Below are 16,808 nucleotides of genomic sequence, written 5' to 3' on the forward strand. Positions count from 1 at the left end.
CAGCAGATGACCGATAGTCGAGGCCGGATGGCCGGATGGACAGGCCCCGCCCTCACGGCCGCCGCCGTTTCTTCCCGTCCAGCTCGTCCCACCAGTCGTCGGACTTGGGGTCGCCCGAGGGGTCGTCCCACCACCGGTCGTCCGGGCCGCGCCGGTTGGCGGCCATCGCGGCGACCGGCGGGATGACCATGGCCACCACGCACATGCCGACCGCCACCGGGACCGACCACAGACGTACGACTCCCCAGGCCAGGACGAAGAGCCCGATGCACGTCCCCATCATGGCGAAGTAGACGCGCCGCCGTCGTGCGTACATACGTCCAGGGTAGGCCCGGGCACGGCGAAGGGCCGTACCCCGGCGCCCGGAGTACGGCCCTTCAGTTGCCGCCGGTGTCAGACGGCGATGGCGACCTCGGCGAGGCCGCCCGTCTGGGCGACGACCGTGCGGTCCGCGGTGCCTCCGGGGACCAGGGCCCGTACGGTCCAGGTGCCCTCCGCCGCATAGAAGCGGAACTGGCCCGTCGCGGAGGTCGGGACCTCCGCGGTGAACTCACCCGTCGAGTCCAGCAGGCGTACGTAACCGGTGACGGGCTCGCCGTCGCGGGTCACCTGGCCCTGGATCGTGGTCTCACCGGGCTTGATCGTCGAGGCGTCGGGACCGCCGGCCTTCGCTCCACACATATTTCGTTTCCGTCCTTCAGGCCTTGACTTGCCGTTCTTGCCGAATTACTTGTTGGCGCCGAGTTCGATCGGCACACCGACGAGGGAGCCGTACTCGGTCCAGGAACCGTCGTAGTTCTTGACGTTCTCGACGCCGAGGAGCTCGTGCAGCACGAACCAGGTGAGCGCGGAACGCTCACCGATGCGGCAGTACGCGATCGTGTCCTTGGCGAGGTCCACCTGCTCCTCGGCGTAGAGCTCCTTGAGCTCGTCGTCCGACCTGAAGGTGCCGTCGTCGTTGGCGTTCTTCGACCACGGGATGTTGCGCGCGGACGGGACGTGGCCCGGACGCTGCGACTGCTCCTGCGGCAGGTGGGCCGGCGCGAGCAGCTTGCCGCTGAACTCGTCGGGCGACCGCACGTCGACCAGGTTCTGCGAGCCGATGGCCGCCACGACGTCGTCGCGGAAGGCGCGGATCGCGGTGTTCTGGGCCTTGGCCTTGTAGTCGGTCGCGGCGCGCTCGGGCACCTCGACGACCAGGTCGCGGGAGTCGAGCTCCCACTTCTTGCGGCCGCCGTCGAGAAGCTTCACGTTCTCGTGGCCGTACAGCTTGAAGTACCAGTAGGCGTACGACGCGAACCAGTTGTTGTTGCCGCCGTAGAGCACGACGAGGGTGTCGTTGCCGATGCCCTTCGCCGACAGGAGCTTCTCGAAGCCCTCCTGGTCGATGAAGTCACGGCGGACCGGGTCCTGGAGGTCCTTCGTCCAGTCGATCCGGATGGCGTTCTTGATGTGGTTCTTCTCGTACGCTGACGTGTCCTCGTCGACCTCGACGATGGCCACGCTGGGGTCATCCAGGTGTTCCTGGACCCAGTCGGCGTCTACCAGGACGTCGCTGCGGCTCATGCTCGTTCTCCTCCGGGGCAGTTGCGGCGGGGCGGGGCGTTGGCGTTCAGGAGAGGGGTGCGCGGTCATGCCGATGGCGGCTGGGCGGCGCAGGGGTGGCCCTGACACGAGAGGTCAAGAGGCCCGGCTCGCGGAAGTAACGACGCTTCCGCTCAGAAAGTGCGACAGAGCATGGCGGCGACGCGGCACAGGTCCACTGCCCGCCGCTTCGTGAAATCCGCCTGTCCTCTCGACCGGAGGACGCTCAAATTGCACTGCATGTCCACGATCGTAGGGACGGACGGCCGGGGATGTCACCGGCGTGTCGAATACTGAGACGCGATCGTCCGCGATGTGGGAAGGATGGATCGCCAGGGCAATGTTCGTACGGTTTCCGGGCACCCGTGCGCATTCTGCACCCGTCACCCATCTGCAGGACGGACGGGGGCGTCTCGCTCTTCGGACCGTAGGCCTGCCCCGGGAGCGTCCGGCCCGGGACCCCTCTTACCCGACCAGCCTGACGTCCGAACCCTTCACCGAGATGTCGACGCCGCCCTTGGCCGCCTCGACCTTGTCGAGCTGGATACCGCCGGGCAGGTCGTCGATCTTCTGCTCGAAGTCGGTGACCGAGCGGACCGTGTCCTCGGCGAGGTCGACGCCCAGGTTCGGCAGGGAGTCGGCGTGCACCTTCACCGTGTCGCCCTCGACGCTCACCGAGCTGAGCACGGAGACCGGCTGGGGCAGCTTGGTGCCGAAGACGGTCGCCTCGACGGAAACCTTGATCTTGCCGTTGCCGCCGTCGGAGAGGCCGACGACCTGGGCGGTGACGCCCGCCGTGACGTCCGTGGTCTCGGACCCGGCGGCCTTGAGCAGCTCCGCGTACGAGATGGTCGCGGTGCCGGTGGCGGTGTTGGCGGTGGCGGTGCTGTAGCTGCCGCTGAAGATGACGCCGTGCATCTCGGCGTTGAGGTCGTCGATGCGGATGGTGCCGGCCGTGTCGTTCGCGCCGCTCGTGGACGCCTCGTAGTCCTTGATGCCGATCTTCACGTCGTCGAGCTTGCCGCCAAGGGCCTGGGTGAGGAAGGGGAAGCCCTCGATGGACACGTCGGGGGTGCTGGCCAGGCCCTCGGTGGTCTTGATCCGGCCCGCCGCCTCGTCCTCCGCGAATCCGACCGCCACCCGGTCCGCGATGACGAACAGACCGCCCAGGATGACGGCGACGACCAGGATTATTCGCAGTGCACGCATGCTCGCTGTTTCCCCAACCTCGGCCCGGTGCCGACGATCCGTGACGATCCCCGAAACGGCCGAGTGGCCGCCGAACGCCGAGCCTAACTCCGAAGGACCACCGGATTGGGGGCCCTTTCGAACGGTTGTCGATCAACTGTGACGAACGGGCGGCGGCCAGGTCTCACAGCCGACGCACAGAGATGGCGAGCAGCGGCCACGGCCCAGGACTCGGGACGCAGAGCCCAGGCTCGGGGCTCAGGCTCCGGGCTCAGAAGCCCAGGGCTCAGGCTCCGGGCTCAGGCTCCGGGCTCAGGCTCCGGGCTCAGGCTCCGGGCTCAGAGCCCAGCTCAGAGCCCAGCCTCGGGGCTCAGAACCCAGGACTCAGGACTCAGGGCCCTGAACTCAGCCGAACGCCACCCGATCCAGCCAGAAGTCGAGCAGCCCCGTGTCGCCCTCGACGTCCAGGCCGCCGTCGGCCACGGAGCGGCGGCGGTAGACGGCCAGCAGGAGTTCGAGCAGCGGACCCCGGATCGTCACCGCGGCAGGCTCGGCCGACCGGCGCCAGGCGAGCACGTCGCCGGTCAGATCCACCAGCCAGGATGCCTCGCCGTCGGCCGGCCGTCGTGCATCGGTGGCCTCGAAGCGCAGGGTGCGGCCGGGGCCGAGAAGCTCCCGCTGTCGCGGGTGGAAGTCGAGCATCTCGGGCAGCGAGCCCAGTTCCATCCACTCGTCGAGGCCGTCGGCCGCCACCTCCGAGGCGAGCGTGTAGACGCCCTTGAGCGCCAGGACCGCGTCGGCCCGGTGGAGGGCGGTCTCATGGGCCATGCGGCGCGCGAAGAAGGAGGGGGCCCGCGGGCCTCTGGGGAGCGGCGTCCACCCGTCCGCGTCGGGACCGGCGGCCCGGAGCGTCGCCGCGAACTGCTCGGCGCCCTCGGTGAGCCAGTCGGCGAGCATCACCGGGTCCTCCCCGGCGTACGGGGAGAGATCACGGAAGTCGAGGTCGGGCGGCGGCTGCGCGGCCCGGGTGCGGACGATCTCCTCGGCCCAGCGCTGGCCGCCGCCCAGGTGGCGCACCAGCTGGTTGACGGTCCAGCCGGGGCAGGTCGGCGCCGCGGCGGCGAGGTCCGCGCCGGGGAGGACGGCAGCGAGGAGTCCGGTCTGCGTAACGATCTCGGCGCAGTACCGCTCGAAGCCCAGCCCCTCACCCACTGCGGTGAAGGGTTCCTCGCCCACTGCCGTGAAGGGTTCCTCACCCACTGCCGTGGACGGTTCCTCATCCGCTGCTCTGAAGAGGTCGTCGCCCGCTGCCGTGAACGGTTCCTCGTGCATGGGTGTCCTCTCGGGACTCGGGAGGGGCGCCGGGCTGTCAGGTGGTTCAGGCGAAGGCGCGCCCCAGCAGATAGACGGCCGGGGCCGCGGCGGCCAGCGGAAGGGCCACGCCCGCGGTGAAGTGGACGAAGCGGGACGGGTAGTCGTAGCTGGCGACCCGGTGGCCGACCAGCGCGCAGACGCCCGCGCCGAGGCCGATGAAGGCGCCCTGCGTGCCGACATCCGTCATCCCGCCGACCGCGATTCCGGAGCCGGTGGCGGCCAGCAGCGCCACCACCACGGAGGCCGCCGTGGGCAGCGGCAGCGCGCGGGCGACAACCGCCACGGCGACCGCGACGGCGCCCACGGACACGGCGTCCGGCTCGGCCGCGAGATACCCGGCCGCGATGATCGCCAGCGCCGCCGAGACGACGGTCGCCATCAGCCCCGACATCCGCGTGTCCGCGTCGGCGTGACTGCGCAGCTGGAGCACGAGGGTCAGCAGCACCCACACCCCGAGGGTGCCGAGGATCGCGGCGGGCGCGTTCTCCCGGCCCGCGGCGAGCAACGCCACGTCGGCGGTCAGCGCGCCCGCGAACGCCAGCGCGATGCCTTGCCGGGCGGGCCACATCCCGTTCAGCCGGAACCATCCGGCCGCGGTGACGGCCTGCAGCACTACGAGGGGCACGAAGAGGGCGTACTCCCCCATCGCCGCCGTACCGGAGAGCAGCAGCCCGAGCAGCGCGGTGAGCCCGGCGGGCTGGATCCCGGGTTCGATGATGGGCGAGCGGCCCTCGGCGCGGGCGCGCTGGGCGTCGGTGACGCGGGGGTTGCCCGTGATGGTCGGAGGGCCGTAGCCGGGGCCGTCGTGGGCGGCGGGGGCGTACTCCTCGGGCTGCGGTCGGGGCTGCGGTTCACGGGCCCATCCCGCCGCGGCCTCCGGCGGGAGAGGCTGGGCTGCCGGTGTGGCGGCGCCGTACCCGTACGCCGGCGACTCCCCGTAACCCTGGCCCTGCGGGACGCCGTACGGTCCCTGGTCGCCCTGCGGCGTGCCGTACGCCTGCTGGTATCCCTGCGGCGGCAGGTACGCGGTGTCCGGCGCGGACACCACGGGGGCGTGGGTCTGGGTCTCCCAGGTCTGCCCCTCCCACTGCTGGGTGTGCTGCTGCCAGTCGGGCTGCGGCGCGGGCTGCGGGGGCTGCTGGTGGGGGTCGTAGCCCTCGTACGGGGGCTCGTACTGCGGATCGTAGGGCTGGTTGCTCATCGTCTCGGTCACCCTCCTGCGAACGGCGGGAGCACCTCGACCGTGCCGCCCTCGGCCAGCCGTACCGTCTCATGCCCGCGGGTGCCCACGGGGTCACCGTCGATGAGGAACGAGCATCGCCGCAGCACGCGGACGAGTTCGCCGGGGTGTCGCTCGCGGGCCGCGTCGAGTGCCTCGGCGAGCGTCTCGGCCTCGTACGGCTCCTCGGCGAGGCCGGCGGCGGACTTGGCCGCGGCCCAGTAACGCACCGTGCCCTTTGCCATCACGTTTCCTCGGTCGGTCGTCGGTCATCGGTCGCTGTGAACACGATCAGGCTAGCCCGCGTGGGTGGCGGCCCATTCCCCGATACGGGCCAGGAGCTCGTCATCGGCCGCGTGTTCCGCGTGACCCATGCCACGCTCCAGCCAGAGTTCGGCGTGCCCGTCGGCCGCCGCGGCCAGCATCCGGGGGTGATCGACGGGGAAGTAACCGTCGTTGTCCCCGTGGACGATCAGTAGGGGTGTGGGTGCGATCAGGGGGACCGATTCGACCGGGGAGGCCGGGACCGGGTTCCAGCCGCGGCCGTGGATCCGGGTATGCAGATAGCAGCGGGTGACGGCGCGGCCGACCGGCTGGGTCACCAGCCAGTGCACGCGCCGCATGGGGGCCGTACCCCGGTAGTACCAGCGGGCCGGTGCGCTCACCGAAACCACCGCGTCCGTACGCGCTTCCGCACGCCCCCCGTGCCCCTGCCCCTGCTCCTGCGCCGCCGCCCCGTACAGCGCCGCGTGCCGCAGTACCACGGAGCCGCCCATCGAGAAGCCGACGGTCGCGACCCGCTTATGTCCGAGCTCGCGCACCCAAGCGACCACGGCGGCCAGATCGTGGACCTCGCGGTCGCCGACGGTGGAGCGGCCGCCGGATCTGCCGTGACCCCGGAATGAGAAGGTGACGACCGCCGCGTTCCGGGACAGCGCGTGTGCCGCGCGGCGCACGTGCGGGCGGTCCAGATCGCCCGTGAAACCGTGCGCGACGACGATCGCCAGGTCACCGGATGGCCGCGTTCCAGGGTCGTACGCCGCATCAATCGTGATCCCGTCGACCGTCCGCAGTAACTTCCGCAAAGGAGTGCGCGGGGTCGTCTCAAGGGATGGACGAAGGAAAGATCCCGTGACTTGACCTGCCGGACCTGAGCTCATGTGGGCTATTCTGACGGGCAGAGGACTCGGGCAGAGTAGCCCCCGAGTCCTTTTGTGCATTCTTAACCGTTGTATACGAAGCGGGAAACCGCAGGTGTACGAAGGCCACGAGCGCATAGCGGCTCCCAGGGGCGCGGGAGACGCGAGTGACAAGCAGTGCCGCAAACGTCCTCGCAGGGACCGAGGAGGAACCGACGTTATGGGCAAGCGAACCGTGCATGACCTTGTGACGACGACCCAGGCAGGTGGGGCGCGATGAGTTCTCTTCTGCTCCTGACCAATGCCCTTCAGCCGTCGACGGAGGTGCTTCCCGCTCTCGGCCTTCTCCTGCACAACGTGCGAGTGGCCCCGGCGGAAGGCCCCGCCCTCGTCGACACCCCCGGTGCCGACGTCATCCTGATCGACGGACGCCGGGATCTCCCCCAAGTGCGCAGCCTTTGCCAGCTGTTGCGCTCGACGGGACCGGGCTGTCCACTGATCCTCGTCGTGACGGAGGGCGGCCTCGCGGCCGTCACCGCCGACTGGGGCATCGACGACGTGCTGCTCGACACCGCCGGTCCGGCGGAGGTCGAAGCCCGGCTGCGACTGGCCATGGGCCGACAGCAGATCGTCAACGACGACTCCCCGATGGAGATCCGCAACGGCGATCTCTCCGTGGACGAGGCGACGTACAGCGCGAAGCTCAAGGGCCGGGTCCTCGACCTGACCTTCAAGGAGTTCGAGCTCCTCAAGTACCTGGCGCAGCACCCGGGCCGTGTCTTCACGCGCGCCCAGCTGCTCCAGGAGGTCTGGGGCTACGACTACTTCGGCGGTACGCGGACGGTCGACGTCCACGTACGACGGCTGCGCGCGAAGCTCGGCATCGAGCACGAGTCGCTGATCGGGACCGTCCGGAACGTCGGTTATCGATTCGTTACACCGGAGAAGGTGGAGCGCACCACGGACGAGGCGAAGGCCAAGGCGGCCCAGCCAAAGCCGGAGGATGCGGACGAGACGGCGCACCTCGACGCCGTCGACGCCGGGGAGACCACAGCTCCGGCACAGGAAGTGGCCGTACGGCCTGCCCAGGGGTAGGTCCATCCGCGTAGACTCCGCGCGTGGCCAAGGTAACTCGGGATGATGTGGCGCGGCTGGCGGGTACTTCCACCGCCGTGGTCAGCTATGTCATCAACAACGGACCGAGGCCGGTTGCCCCGGCCACGCGCGAGCGCGTTCTCGCCGCGATCAAGGAGCTGGGGTACCGGCCCGACCGGGTCGCCCAGGCCATGGCCTCGCGGAAAACCGAGCTCATAGGCCTGATCGTGCCGGACGCACGCCAGCCCTTCTTCGGGGAGATGGCGCACGCGGTCGAACAGGCCGCTGCCGAGCGCGGAAAAATGGTCCTTGTCGGCAACTCCGACTACGTCGCGGAGCGCGAGGTCCACTACCTGCGCGCCTTCCTCGGCATGCGGGTCTCCGGGCTGATCCTCGTGAGCCACGCCCTCAATGACAACGCTGCCGCCGAGATCGATGCCTGGGACGCCCGTGTGGTGCTGCTGCACGAGCGGCCCGAGGCCATCGACGACGTCGCGGTCGTCACGGACGACATCGGCGGCGCCCAGCTCGCCACCCGCCATCTGCTGGAGCACGGCTACGACTACGTCGCCTGTCTCGGCGGTATCGCGGAGACCCCGACGGTCGGCGACCCGGTCTCCGACCACGTCGAGGGCTGGCGGCGTGCCATGCAGGACGCCGGGATCTCCACGGAGGGCCGGCTCTTCGAGGCGCCCTACAACCGCTACGACGCCTACCAGGTCGGCCTCCAGCTCCTCGCCGGACCGGACCGCCCGCCCGCCATCTTCTGCTCCACCGACGACCAGGCGATCGGCGTGCTGCGGGCCGCGCGCGAGCTGCGCATCGACGTGCCGGGCGAGCTGGCGGTGGTCGGCTTCGACGACGTCAAGGAAGCGGCGCTGACGGATCCGCCGATGACGACGATCGCGACCGACCGTACGGCGATGGCCCGCGCGGCGGTCGATCTCGTACTCGACGAGGGTCTGCGGGTCGCGGGGTCGCGGGGCGAGCGGGTCAAGTTGTTCCCGTCGCGGTTGGTGGTACGGCGGTCCTGCGGCTGCGAGTAGCTCCGCCGGGCCGGTCGATCCTTGACCGCCGGCAGCTCCCCCGCTGGGCCGGTCGATCTTTGACCGCGAGTAGCTCCGCCGCGGCAGTCGATCCTTGACCGCCGGCAGCTCCCGCCGGGCCGGTCGATCTTTGACCGCCAGCAGCTCCCGCCGGGGCGGCCGTTTTTGGACCGCGAGCCGCTCCGCCGCGGCAGCCGACCTTTGACCGCCGACAGCTCCCGCCGGGCCGGCCGATCTTTGACCGCGAGCCGCTACGCCGCGGCAGCCGATCCTTGACCGCCGACAGCTCCCGCCGGGGCGGCCGTTTTTGGACCGCGAGCCGCTCCACCGCGGCAGCCGACCTTTGACCGCCGACAGCTCCCGCCGGGGCGGCCGTTTTTGACCGCGGGTGCGCTGTGGCTGGGCGCGCAGGTCCCCGCGCACCTGAGGGCGCGCCTGCCTGGATCCCTGATTTTCCGGGCCCCCTGCGCCTTTATATCGGGCATACGAGCTTCTGCCGGGCTTCTCAGCAGGTGCTCAGGGAGCTCTCATGATGGGGCGCCAGTCTCTTTTACATGACCGAGAGCTTCCGCCGCAGCGGCGAGTACGAGCACCCCCAGCAGGGCGACGAGTCCGGGTATGTGCAGGGCAGCCAACAGCCCGCGTACCCCCAGCAGCAGCATGCTTCCTCCCCCGTGAACCCCGAGTGGCCGCCCCCGCCGGCGCACCAGCCGGCACAGCCCGTCACCGTGGAGCCGGGCACCACCGTATGGCCGGGCTCCGGTCAGGGTGGCAGCGGCGGGAACGGCGACGGCGGCCAGGGCGGGGGCGCCTTCGGCGGCTACCCCGAGCCGGCCGCGGCGAGCACCGCCGTCCTCACGGCCGAGCCCGCGCCGACCACCCACCACACTTCGAAGAAGCGCGCCAAGGGTCCGCTGGCCCTCCTCGCCGCCGTCGCGATAGTCGCCGCGGCCATCGGGGGCGGCACCGCGTACGGCATCCAGGAACTGACCGGCAACGACACCGTGTCGAGCAGCACCAGCACGAGCGTGGTGCCGACCGCCGACAAGGGCACCGTCGCCGGTGTCGCCAAGGCGGTCAGCCCGAGCATCGTCGAGATCACCGCCTCCTCCAGCGCCGGTGAGGCCACCGGCTCCGGCGTGATCATCACGACCGGCGGCGAGATCATCACCAACAATCACGTCGTCTCGGGCGCCTCCACGATCAAGGTGCAGTTGAGCACCGGCAAGTCGTACACCGCGAGCGTCGTCGGCACCGACAGCGCGAAGGACCTGGCGCTGATCAAGCTGGACGACGCGCCCTCCGGTCTGACGATCGCAACACTCGGCGACTCCGACGGCGTCCAGGTCGGCGACGAGGTCGTCGCGATCGGCTCCCCCGAGGGCCTGACCGGCACCGTCACCAGCGGCATCGTCTCCGCCCTGAACCGGGACGTCACCGTCTCCACGGACGAGAGCCAGGGCCAGCCGCAGGGCGGCGGCGGCAGCGGCCAGTGGCCGTTCGAGTTCGGCGGCCAGCAGTTCAACGGCGACACAGGTTCGTCCACGACGACCTACAAGGCGCTCCAGACGGACGCCTCCCTCAACCCGGGCAACTCCGGCGGCGCCCTCATCGACATGAACGGCAACATCATCGGCATCAACTCCGCGATGTACTCCGCCGCGGACGCCACCAGCTCGTCGAGCGCGGGCAGCGTCGGCCTCGGCTTCGCCATCCCGATCAACACCGTCAAGTCCGACCTGGCAACCCTCCGCGCCGGCGGCTCGGACAGCTGATACGCCCCTCCGGGGCCGTAAGTGAGCAAGGAGTTCGACATGACCACGCAGATCAAGCAGACCACGCAGGCTTCAGCCAAGCAGCTCTCGATCAAGCAGGTTTCGCACTGCGTCGCGGGCGACGACCCGGCCGGTCTCGGCCTGGCCCTCGCGGTCGCCCGCGAGCTGCACGCTCCGGTGAACCGGGCTCCTGAGGTCTCCACGGCTGCCGCCCCGCGGTCCCGCCGGACTCCCGCCCACCGCCGTACCGTCGTACGAGGCTGATCCCTCGTAAGCAGGGCTGATCCTTTTCGGCCCTACGACGCAGCCCGGAAACGTGCGAGGCTGAAAGCGACCGGCCCCGTCCCACCGCACCTGAGGAACCCGAGCCCATGAGCCCCGCCGAAGGCGACCGTGAACCCCAGCGCATCCTGATCGTCGACGACGAGCCGGCTGTGCGCGAAGCACTCCAGCGCAGCCTCGCCTTCGAGGGCTACGACACCCAGGTCGCGGTCGACGGGGCGGACGCCCTCGAAAAGGCGACCGCCTACCAGCCCGACCTGGTCGTCCTCGACATCCAGATGCCGAGGATGGACGGTCTGACGGCCGCCCGCCGGATGCGCGGAGCGGGCACCACCACCCCCATCCTCATGCTGACCGCGCGCGACACCGTCGGCGACCGCGTCACCGGGCTCGACGCCGGCGCCGACGACTACCTCGTCAAGCCGTTCGAGCTCGACGAACTCTTCGCCCGCGTCCGGGCGTTGCTGCGGCGCAGCTCGTACGCCGCCGCCGCGGTCGGGGTTCCCGACGACGACGCCCTCACCTTCGGCGACCTGCGTATGGATCTCGCGACCCGCGAGGTCACCCGCGCGGGGCGTGCCGTGGAACTGACCCGCACGGAGTTCACTCTCCTGGAGATGTTCCTCGCCCACCCGCGCCAGGTCCTCACCCGCGAGCAGATCCTCAAGTCCGTCTGGGGCTTCGACTTCGAGCCGTCCTCCAACTCCCTCGACGTGTACGTCATGTACCTCCGCCGCAAGACCGAGGCGGGCGGCGAGCCGCGCCTCGTGCACACGGTGCGGGGTGTGGGATACGTCCTGCGGTCGGGCGGCGCGGAGTGAAATCGGTGGTACGCCGGATCCGGTCCCTTCCTCTTCGGGCTCGGCTGTCGATGCTGGTCGCCGCGGCGGTGGCTTTTGGGGTGGCGGCGGTTTCGGTCACCTGTTGGTTCATCGTGCAGGGGAAGCTTTACGGCCAGGTTGACGACAATCTGCGAGCGGCAGCTCAGCCCCAGCTGATCAGCCAGGTCCAGGGTGCGCTTCAGAACTGCACCCAGACTCCGCCGCAGAACACCAACACCTTCGACGTCAAGAAGACCTTCTACCTGCAACTGGTCCAGGACGACGGAACGCCCTGCGTGTCGGCGACCTCCGAAGGCACGGTCAAGGTGACCGGCCACGATACGGATGTCATCAAGAACGCGACCACCAGCGGCGACGGCATCATTCGCAACGGCACCGACACCGACGGTAATGCCGTACGCGTCCTGACCGTCCCCTTGACCGTCATCCAGCCCGGCGTCCGGCAGGGGCAGCTGTACCCCGGCGCCGCACTGCTCATCGCCGTCCCCCTCAAGAGCACCCAGGCCACCCTCAACGAACTGGCCCTCGTACTCCTCCTGGTCAGCGGTGTGGGGGTCCTCGGCGCCGGTGCCGCCGGCCTCGCGGTCGCCCGCGCGGGTCTGCGACCCGTCGACAAGCTCACCGAGGCGGTGGAACACGTCGCCCGCACGGAAGACCTCTCGATCCGCATCCCGGTCGAGGAAGACAGCGCGGACGAGATCGCCCGCCTCTCCCGCTCCTTCAACTCGATGACCGCGTCGCTCGCGAACTCCCGCGAGCTACAGCAACAGCTCATCGCCGACGCCGGTCACGAACTCCGCACCCCCCTCACCTCCCTCCGTACCAACATCGAACTCCTCGCCCGCAGCGAGGAGACGGGCCGGGCCATTCCCCCGGCGGACCGCAAGGCGCTGCTCTCGTCGGTCACGGCGCAGATGACCGAACTGGCCTCGCTGATCGGGGACTTGCAGACGCTGTCGCGTTCTGACGCGGGGCATCAGGCGGACCGGCTTCAGGTGGTCGCGCTGCAGGAGACGGTGGACGCGGCGCTGCGCAGGGCGCGGCTGCGTGGACCTGAGCTGACGATCAGGGCGGACGTCCAGCCCTGGTACGTACGGGCGGAACCGTCGGGCCTGGAGCGGGCGATCGTGAACATCCTCGACAACGCGGTGAAGTTCAGCCCCGAGGGCGGCACGATCGACGTCACCCTCCTGGACGGCCAACTGACCGTCCGGGACCACGGCCCGGGTATCCCCTCCGAGGAACTCCCGCACGTCTTCGACCGTTTCTGGCGCTCCCCGAGCGCACGAGCGCTGCCGGGCTCGGGCCTCGGCCTCTCGATCGTCGCGCGTACGGTGCAGCAGTCGGGCGGCGAGGTCTCACTGACGCCCGCGGCGGGCGGCGGCACGGTGGCGACGGTACGGCTGCCGGGAGCGTCCATGCCGCCGCCCGAGCTGTCGTGACCGAGTGGCTCATGGCCTCTGCTCGGTGATCATGTCGAGCACGGCCCGGGCTGTGTTGTTCTCGGAGTCGATCCCGTGAACCTCCGCGCCCTCGAAAGTGACGGCCTCGGCACTGCGGGCGAACATGGCTTGTTCGTACTAGGTGAGCGCGGTCTCCATGTCGTCAGGGCAGGCGGCGAGGGCCTTGCCGAGTTCGGCGCCGTCGAGCACGGCCAGGTTGGCGCCTTCGCCGTTCGGGGCTGCGAGGTGGGCGGCGTCACCGAGCAGGGTCACCCCCGGCACCCGGTCCCACCGGTGCCCGGCCGGCAGAGCGTGGTGAGGGCGCAGAACGGGCGGGACATCGGCGTCCGTGATCAGCGCGGTGAGCTCCGGCGCCCAGCCGTCGAACTCGCGCGCAATCCGCGCAGCGGCGGCGGAGGCATCGGTGAAATCGATGGCGGCAAACCAGTCCTGCGGCCGGGACAGTGCCACGTAGGCGTGCAAGGTGTCACCGCTCTCCCGGTGGGCGAAGATCTCCTTGCCCGGCGAGGGCGCGACCATCCGCCGAGTCCGACGCCGATGATCGTGACAGGCGTGTGCATGGTGGCTCCTTCGGGATCGGGTCCGCCCGGTGATCTCCGGCGGCCGTCTCCGGAAAGGTGCCAGTCCCCGTCAACAAGCCACCGACAGACGACCGACACCCAAGCGTGCCGCGGCGACCGGACACCGGCGGCCGCCCGACACCGGTAGGGGGAAGATGACCCCCAGCCTCCCCACACCCCTCTCCAAGCTCTCCCACAGGCCTCCGCTACACGTTGGGCGGATGGCGCGGAAGATCCTGCTGGCCGATGACGACGCGGACGTACGAGAGGGGCTCGGCAGACTGCTCAGGTTCGAGGGGTACGAGACCGTCCTCGCCGGGGACGGCAGGGAGGCGCTCGAACTGGTCGCCGCGGAGGACAGCCTGCCCGACCTGGTGTTGATGGACGTCACCATGCCGGGTCTCGACGGGCTGGCCGCGACACGGCGGATCAGGGCCTCCGGGTCCACGGTGCCGATCCTGATGATCACCGGCCGGAGCGCCGTCGGCGACCGCATCGTCGCCCTCGACAACGGAGCCGACGACTACCTCACCAAGCCCTTCGCGGCCGAGGAACTCCTCGCGCGCGTAAGGGCGTTGCTGCGCCGCAGCCCTCAGCGGAAGCCGGCCGCGCCGCGTCCCGGCGAGCGGCTCGCCTTCGCGGACCTCACCATGAACCTGCGGGCCCGCACGGTGACCCGCGACGGCCGGCCGCTCGACCTCACCAAGACGGAGTTCGGCCTGCTGGAGTACCTGCTCCGGCACCCGGGCAAGGTCCTCAGCCGCGCCAAGATCCTCAAGGCGGTCTGGGACTTCGACTTCGAGCCGGCGTCCAACAGGCTGGACGTGTACGTGATGTATCTGCGCCGGAAGATGGAGAGCGCTGGCGGACCCCGGCTCCTCCACACCGTGCGGGGGCTGGGCTACACGCTGCGAGCCCCTGAGGTGTCGTCGCCCGGCGCGGCAGGCATCCGGGGTGCTGCGGAGAGGCCCGGCACGCTCGGAACCCGCGGGGGGCGCGGAACACGCGGCACGCTCGGGATCAGATAGCCGCCGAGTCCCAGCGCCGAGCGGCCCAGCACCAGGGTCGAGTCACCCGGCACCGTCACCGACGCCCCCAGCGCCGGCGCCGAGGCACCCGAGGCCACCAATCCCGTCACCGAAGCACCCGAGGCCACCGCCGACTCCACCGCCGACTGCCCGAGATTCGGCGTGGCCAGTCGCGCGTACGCCCCGCCCCGCTCCATCAGCTCCTGGTGGGTGCCCGCCTCCACCAGCCGCCCGCCGTCCACGACGAGAATGCGGTCCGCGTCGGGGGCGAGGCTCAGGTCGTGCGTGATCATGATGGTCGTACGGCCCGCCATCAGGCGTCGCAGTGGCTGCACCACCCGGCGCGCGGCGACCGAGTCGAGTCCGGTGGTGGGCTCGTCGAGGACGAGGACCGGGGCGCCGCGCAGCATGGCGCGGGCGATGGCGACGCGCTGGAGCTGGCCGCCGGAGAGGGTGGCGGTGCCGGGTGCGATCTCCGTGTCGTACCCGTCGGGAAGCGCGCTGATGAACTCGTGCGCGAAGGCGTCGGCCGCGGCCCGCTCGATGTCGGCCGGGGAAGCTCCGGGGCGTCCGCACCCGATGTTCTCGCGGATCGTGCCGTTCAGGATGAGGGTCTCCTGGGGCAGCAGCGCGACGTTCTCGCGCAGGAAATCCAGGGGTACGGCGGTCAGCGGGACCCCGTCCAGGCAGATCACGCCCGCGGAGGGGTCGTAGAAGCGCGTGAGGAGTTTGGAGAGGGTCGACTTTCCGGCGCCGCTGGGGCCGGTGACGATGACGAGTTCGCCGGGTGCGGCGGTGAGGGTCACGTCGTGCAGGGAGTCGCGGGCGGCGCCCGGGTAGCGGAAGGAGATGTTGTGCAGGCTGACCCAGCCGCGTACCGGCCAGGCCCTGACCGGGTCGGCGGGGTCGGTGACGGCCGGCTCGGTGTCCAGGATCTCCGCCAGCCGGTCGGCGCCCGCCGTCGCGGCGGTGAGCGTCAGGCCGAGCTGGCCGAGGCTGCGGATCGGCGGATACAGGTAGCCGAGGAACGCGGCGAAGGCGAGCAACTGGCCGAGCGTCATGCGCCGTTGGGCGATCTCCCAGACGCCCATGCCGATCACCGCGAGCACGCACAGCGTCTCGACGACCTCGACGAACTGCTCGTACATCTCACTGGCGCGCGCCCCGCGCACGGACGCCCGCATCCAGGCGCGTGCCTCACGGTCGAGCCGCTTCTCCTCGGCGCCGCGGCGGTTGTACGCCTGGGTCAGCACGACGTTGCCGAGGGACTCCTCGACGACGGAGGTGATCGCGCCGTCGGCGGCGCGCTCCTCCTGGGAGGACGTCTTGATGCGGCCGGCGAAGCGGCGGGCCGCGACGAGGAAGAGCGGGGCGAGGAGGAAGGTGACGAGGGCGAGGTCCCAGCGGAGCCAGAGCGCGGCGGCGGCGTAGAAGACGGCCGAGAAGGCGGCGGAGACGGTGCCGACGACGCCGGACACCACCATCTGCTCGATGGCCTCGACGTCGCCGGTGAGGCGTTCGACCAGGTCGCCCTGGCGGTGCTTCTGGAAGAAGTCGGGGGGCATGTCCTGGACGTGCCGGAAGACGTTCGCGCGCAGTCGCAGCACGAACCTCTCGGCGGTCCACACGGCGAGCGAGTTGCCGAGGTAGCCGACGACCGCGCCGAGAACGGCGACGCCGAGCCAGGTGGCGGCCGGTCCCCAGAACTTGGCGAGCCTGCCGAACTTCAGCGCATGGTCGGTGAGATCCGCGAAGATCAGGATCGAGGCCGTCTCGGCCAGCGCGGCCACGATCACGCAGCAAATGATCAGCGCCAGCCATTTACGGTCGCGGCGCGTCAGCGGCCAGAACCGCGCGAATGCCTCCCGGACTTCCCGCATGTCGGCTCAACTCCCCTTTCCTTTCCGGAACATGGCCGAGGCGGGGCCACCGGACCCATTCCGGTGACCCCGCCTCGTTGCGGCTGCTAGCGGTCCTGGTGACCCACCGGACGCTTCGGAGCCTTCTTCGCCGTCTTCTTCTTCGACTCGGGCTTGGGGGCAGCCTTGCTGGTCTTCTTGACCGGGGTGATCTTGTGGAAGCTCATGGTGTTCTCCTCTTCCGCTGCGATGTCGTGTGGTGAATTCCTTCTGCCGGAAGCCTCGTTCGCTTTCGACAAGAAGAACACTACGGGACAGAAAACCCGCAAATCACCAATTCGCCTTAGACCTCCG

The 16,808-nt window shown here is 70.3% G+C and carries 15 protein-coding genes and 2 pseudogenes; 7 read left to right on the plus strand and 10 right to left on the minus strand.

The window, feature by feature from the left end:
* Positions 1-52: 52 nt before the first annotated feature.
* From ACFWP7_RS13660 to ACFWP7_RS13695, 8 genes are all read right to left on the minus strand, one after another.
* On the minus strand, positions 53-316 hold the full coding sequence (locus ACFWP7_RS13660) for a DUF3099 domain-containing protein (protein ID WP_384380856.1): 264 nt from the start codon (positions 314-316) through the stop codon (positions 53-55).
* A gap of 77 nt (positions 317-393) precedes the next feature.
* Complete coding sequence (locus ACFWP7_RS13665; RefSeq protein ID WP_054232391.1) at positions 394-681, minus strand: DUF1416 domain-containing protein; 288 nt, start codon at positions 679-681, stop codon at positions 394-396.
* A 45-nt stretch (positions 682-726) separates the two neighbouring features.
* Positions 727-1,566 carry a sulfurtransferase gene (locus tag ACFWP7_RS13670; protein WP_384380860.1) on the minus strand — a complete coding sequence of 280 codons (840 nt, stop codon included), beginning with the start codon at positions 1,564-1,566 and terminating at the stop codon, positions 727-729.
* A 483-nt stretch (positions 1,567-2,049) separates the two neighbouring features.
* A complete protein-coding gene (locus ACFWP7_RS13675; RefSeq protein WP_384380863.1) occupies positions 2,050-2,793 on the minus strand; it encodes a DUF2993 domain-containing protein in 744 nt (247 codons plus the stop codon).
* 384 nt (positions 2,794-3,177) lie between these two features.
* Positions 3,178-4,104 (minus strand): maleylpyruvate isomerase family mycothiol-dependent enzyme, encoded by a 927-nt coding sequence (locus ACFWP7_RS13680; protein WP_384380866.1) that lies wholly within the window; start codon positions 4,102-4,104, stop codon positions 3,178-3,180.
* 46 nt (positions 4,105-4,150) lie between these two features.
* Complete coding sequence (locus ACFWP7_RS13685; protein ID WP_384380869.1) at positions 4,151-5,347, minus strand: hypothetical protein; 1,197 nt, start codon at positions 5,345-5,347, stop codon at positions 4,151-4,153.
* A gap of 8 nt (positions 5,348-5,355) precedes the next feature.
* A complete protein-coding gene (locus ACFWP7_RS13690) occupies positions 5,356-5,610 on the minus strand; it encodes a MoaD/ThiS family protein (RefSeq protein ID WP_384380872.1) in 255 nt (84 codons plus the stop codon).
* 51 nt (positions 5,611-5,661) lie between these two features.
* A complete protein-coding gene (locus ACFWP7_RS13695; protein WP_384380875.1) occupies positions 5,662-6,525 on the minus strand; it encodes an alpha/beta hydrolase family protein in 864 nt (287 codons plus the stop codon).
* Positions 6,526-6,780: 255 nt separating this feature from the next.
* Here ACFWP7_RS13695 and ACFWP7_RS13700 point away from each other — a divergent pair, with 255 nt between their 5' ends.
* The 6 genes from ACFWP7_RS13700 (at position 6,781) to ACFWP7_RS13725 (ending at position 12,986) form a co-directional block, all read left to right on the plus strand.
* Positions 6,781-7,599: a response regulator transcription factor gene (locus ACFWP7_RS13700; protein WP_384380878.1), complete on the plus strand. Its 819-nt coding sequence runs from the start codon at positions 6,781-6,783 to the stop codon at positions 7,597-7,599.
* Positions 7,600-7,622: 23 nt separating this feature from the next.
* On the plus strand, positions 7,623-8,645 hold the full coding sequence (locus tag ACFWP7_RS13705; RefSeq protein WP_384380881.1) for a LacI family DNA-binding transcriptional regulator: 1,023 nt from the start codon (positions 7,623-7,625) through the stop codon (positions 8,643-8,645).
* 554 nt (positions 8,646-9,199) lie between these two features.
* A complete protein-coding gene (locus ACFWP7_RS13710) occupies positions 9,200-10,420 on the plus strand; it encodes a S1C family serine protease (RefSeq protein WP_384380884.1) in 1,221 nt (406 codons plus the stop codon).
* 39 nt (positions 10,421-10,459) lie between these two features.
* Positions 10,460-10,684 carry a hypothetical protein gene (locus ACFWP7_RS13715; RefSeq protein WP_384380887.1) on the plus strand — a complete coding sequence of 75 codons (225 nt, stop codon included), beginning with the start codon at positions 10,460-10,462 and terminating at the stop codon, positions 10,682-10,684.
* A gap of 107 nt (positions 10,685-10,791) precedes the next feature.
* Positions 10,792-11,523, plus strand: a complete 732-nt coding sequence (locus tag ACFWP7_RS13720) for a response regulator transcription factor (protein ID WP_384380890.1) — start codon at positions 10,792-10,794, stop codon at positions 11,521-11,523.
* Positions 11,520-12,986 (plus strand): sensor histidine kinase, encoded by a 1,467-nt coding sequence (locus ACFWP7_RS13725; RefSeq protein WP_384380893.1) that lies wholly within the window; start codon positions 11,520-11,522, stop codon positions 12,984-12,986. Before ACFWP7_RS13720 ends, ACFWP7_RS13725 begins: the two co-directional genes overlap by 4 nt.
* 9 nt (positions 12,987-12,995) lie before the next feature.
* Here ACFWP7_RS13725 and ACFWP7_RS13730 read toward each other — a convergent pair.
* Positions 12,996-13,526, minus strand: a pseudogene (locus ACFWP7_RS13730) (FAD-dependent oxidoreductase); the annotation flags it as partial.
* Between the two features lie 262 nt (positions 13,527-13,788).
* Between ACFWP7_RS13730 and ACFWP7_RS13735 the strand changes: the two are divergent.
* A pseudogene (locus ACFWP7_RS13735) lies at positions 13,789-14,418 on the plus strand (response regulator transcription factor); the annotation flags it as partial.
* 50 nt (positions 14,419-14,468) lie between these two features.
* Here the strand turns inward: ACFWP7_RS13735 and ACFWP7_RS13740 are convergent.
* Positions 14,469-16,475: an ABC transporter ATP-binding protein gene (locus ACFWP7_RS13740; RefSeq protein WP_384380896.1), complete on the minus strand. Its 2,007-nt coding sequence runs from the start codon at positions 16,473-16,475 to the stop codon at positions 14,469-14,471.
* Positions 16,476-16,808: the final 333 nt, after the last annotated feature.

Origin of the sequence: Streptomyces sp. NPDC058470 (assembly GCF_042721055.1) — a bacterium.
In the GTDB taxonomy this organism is placed as follows: domain Bacteria; phylum Actinomycetota; class Actinomycetes; order Streptomycetales; family Streptomycetaceae; genus Streptomyces.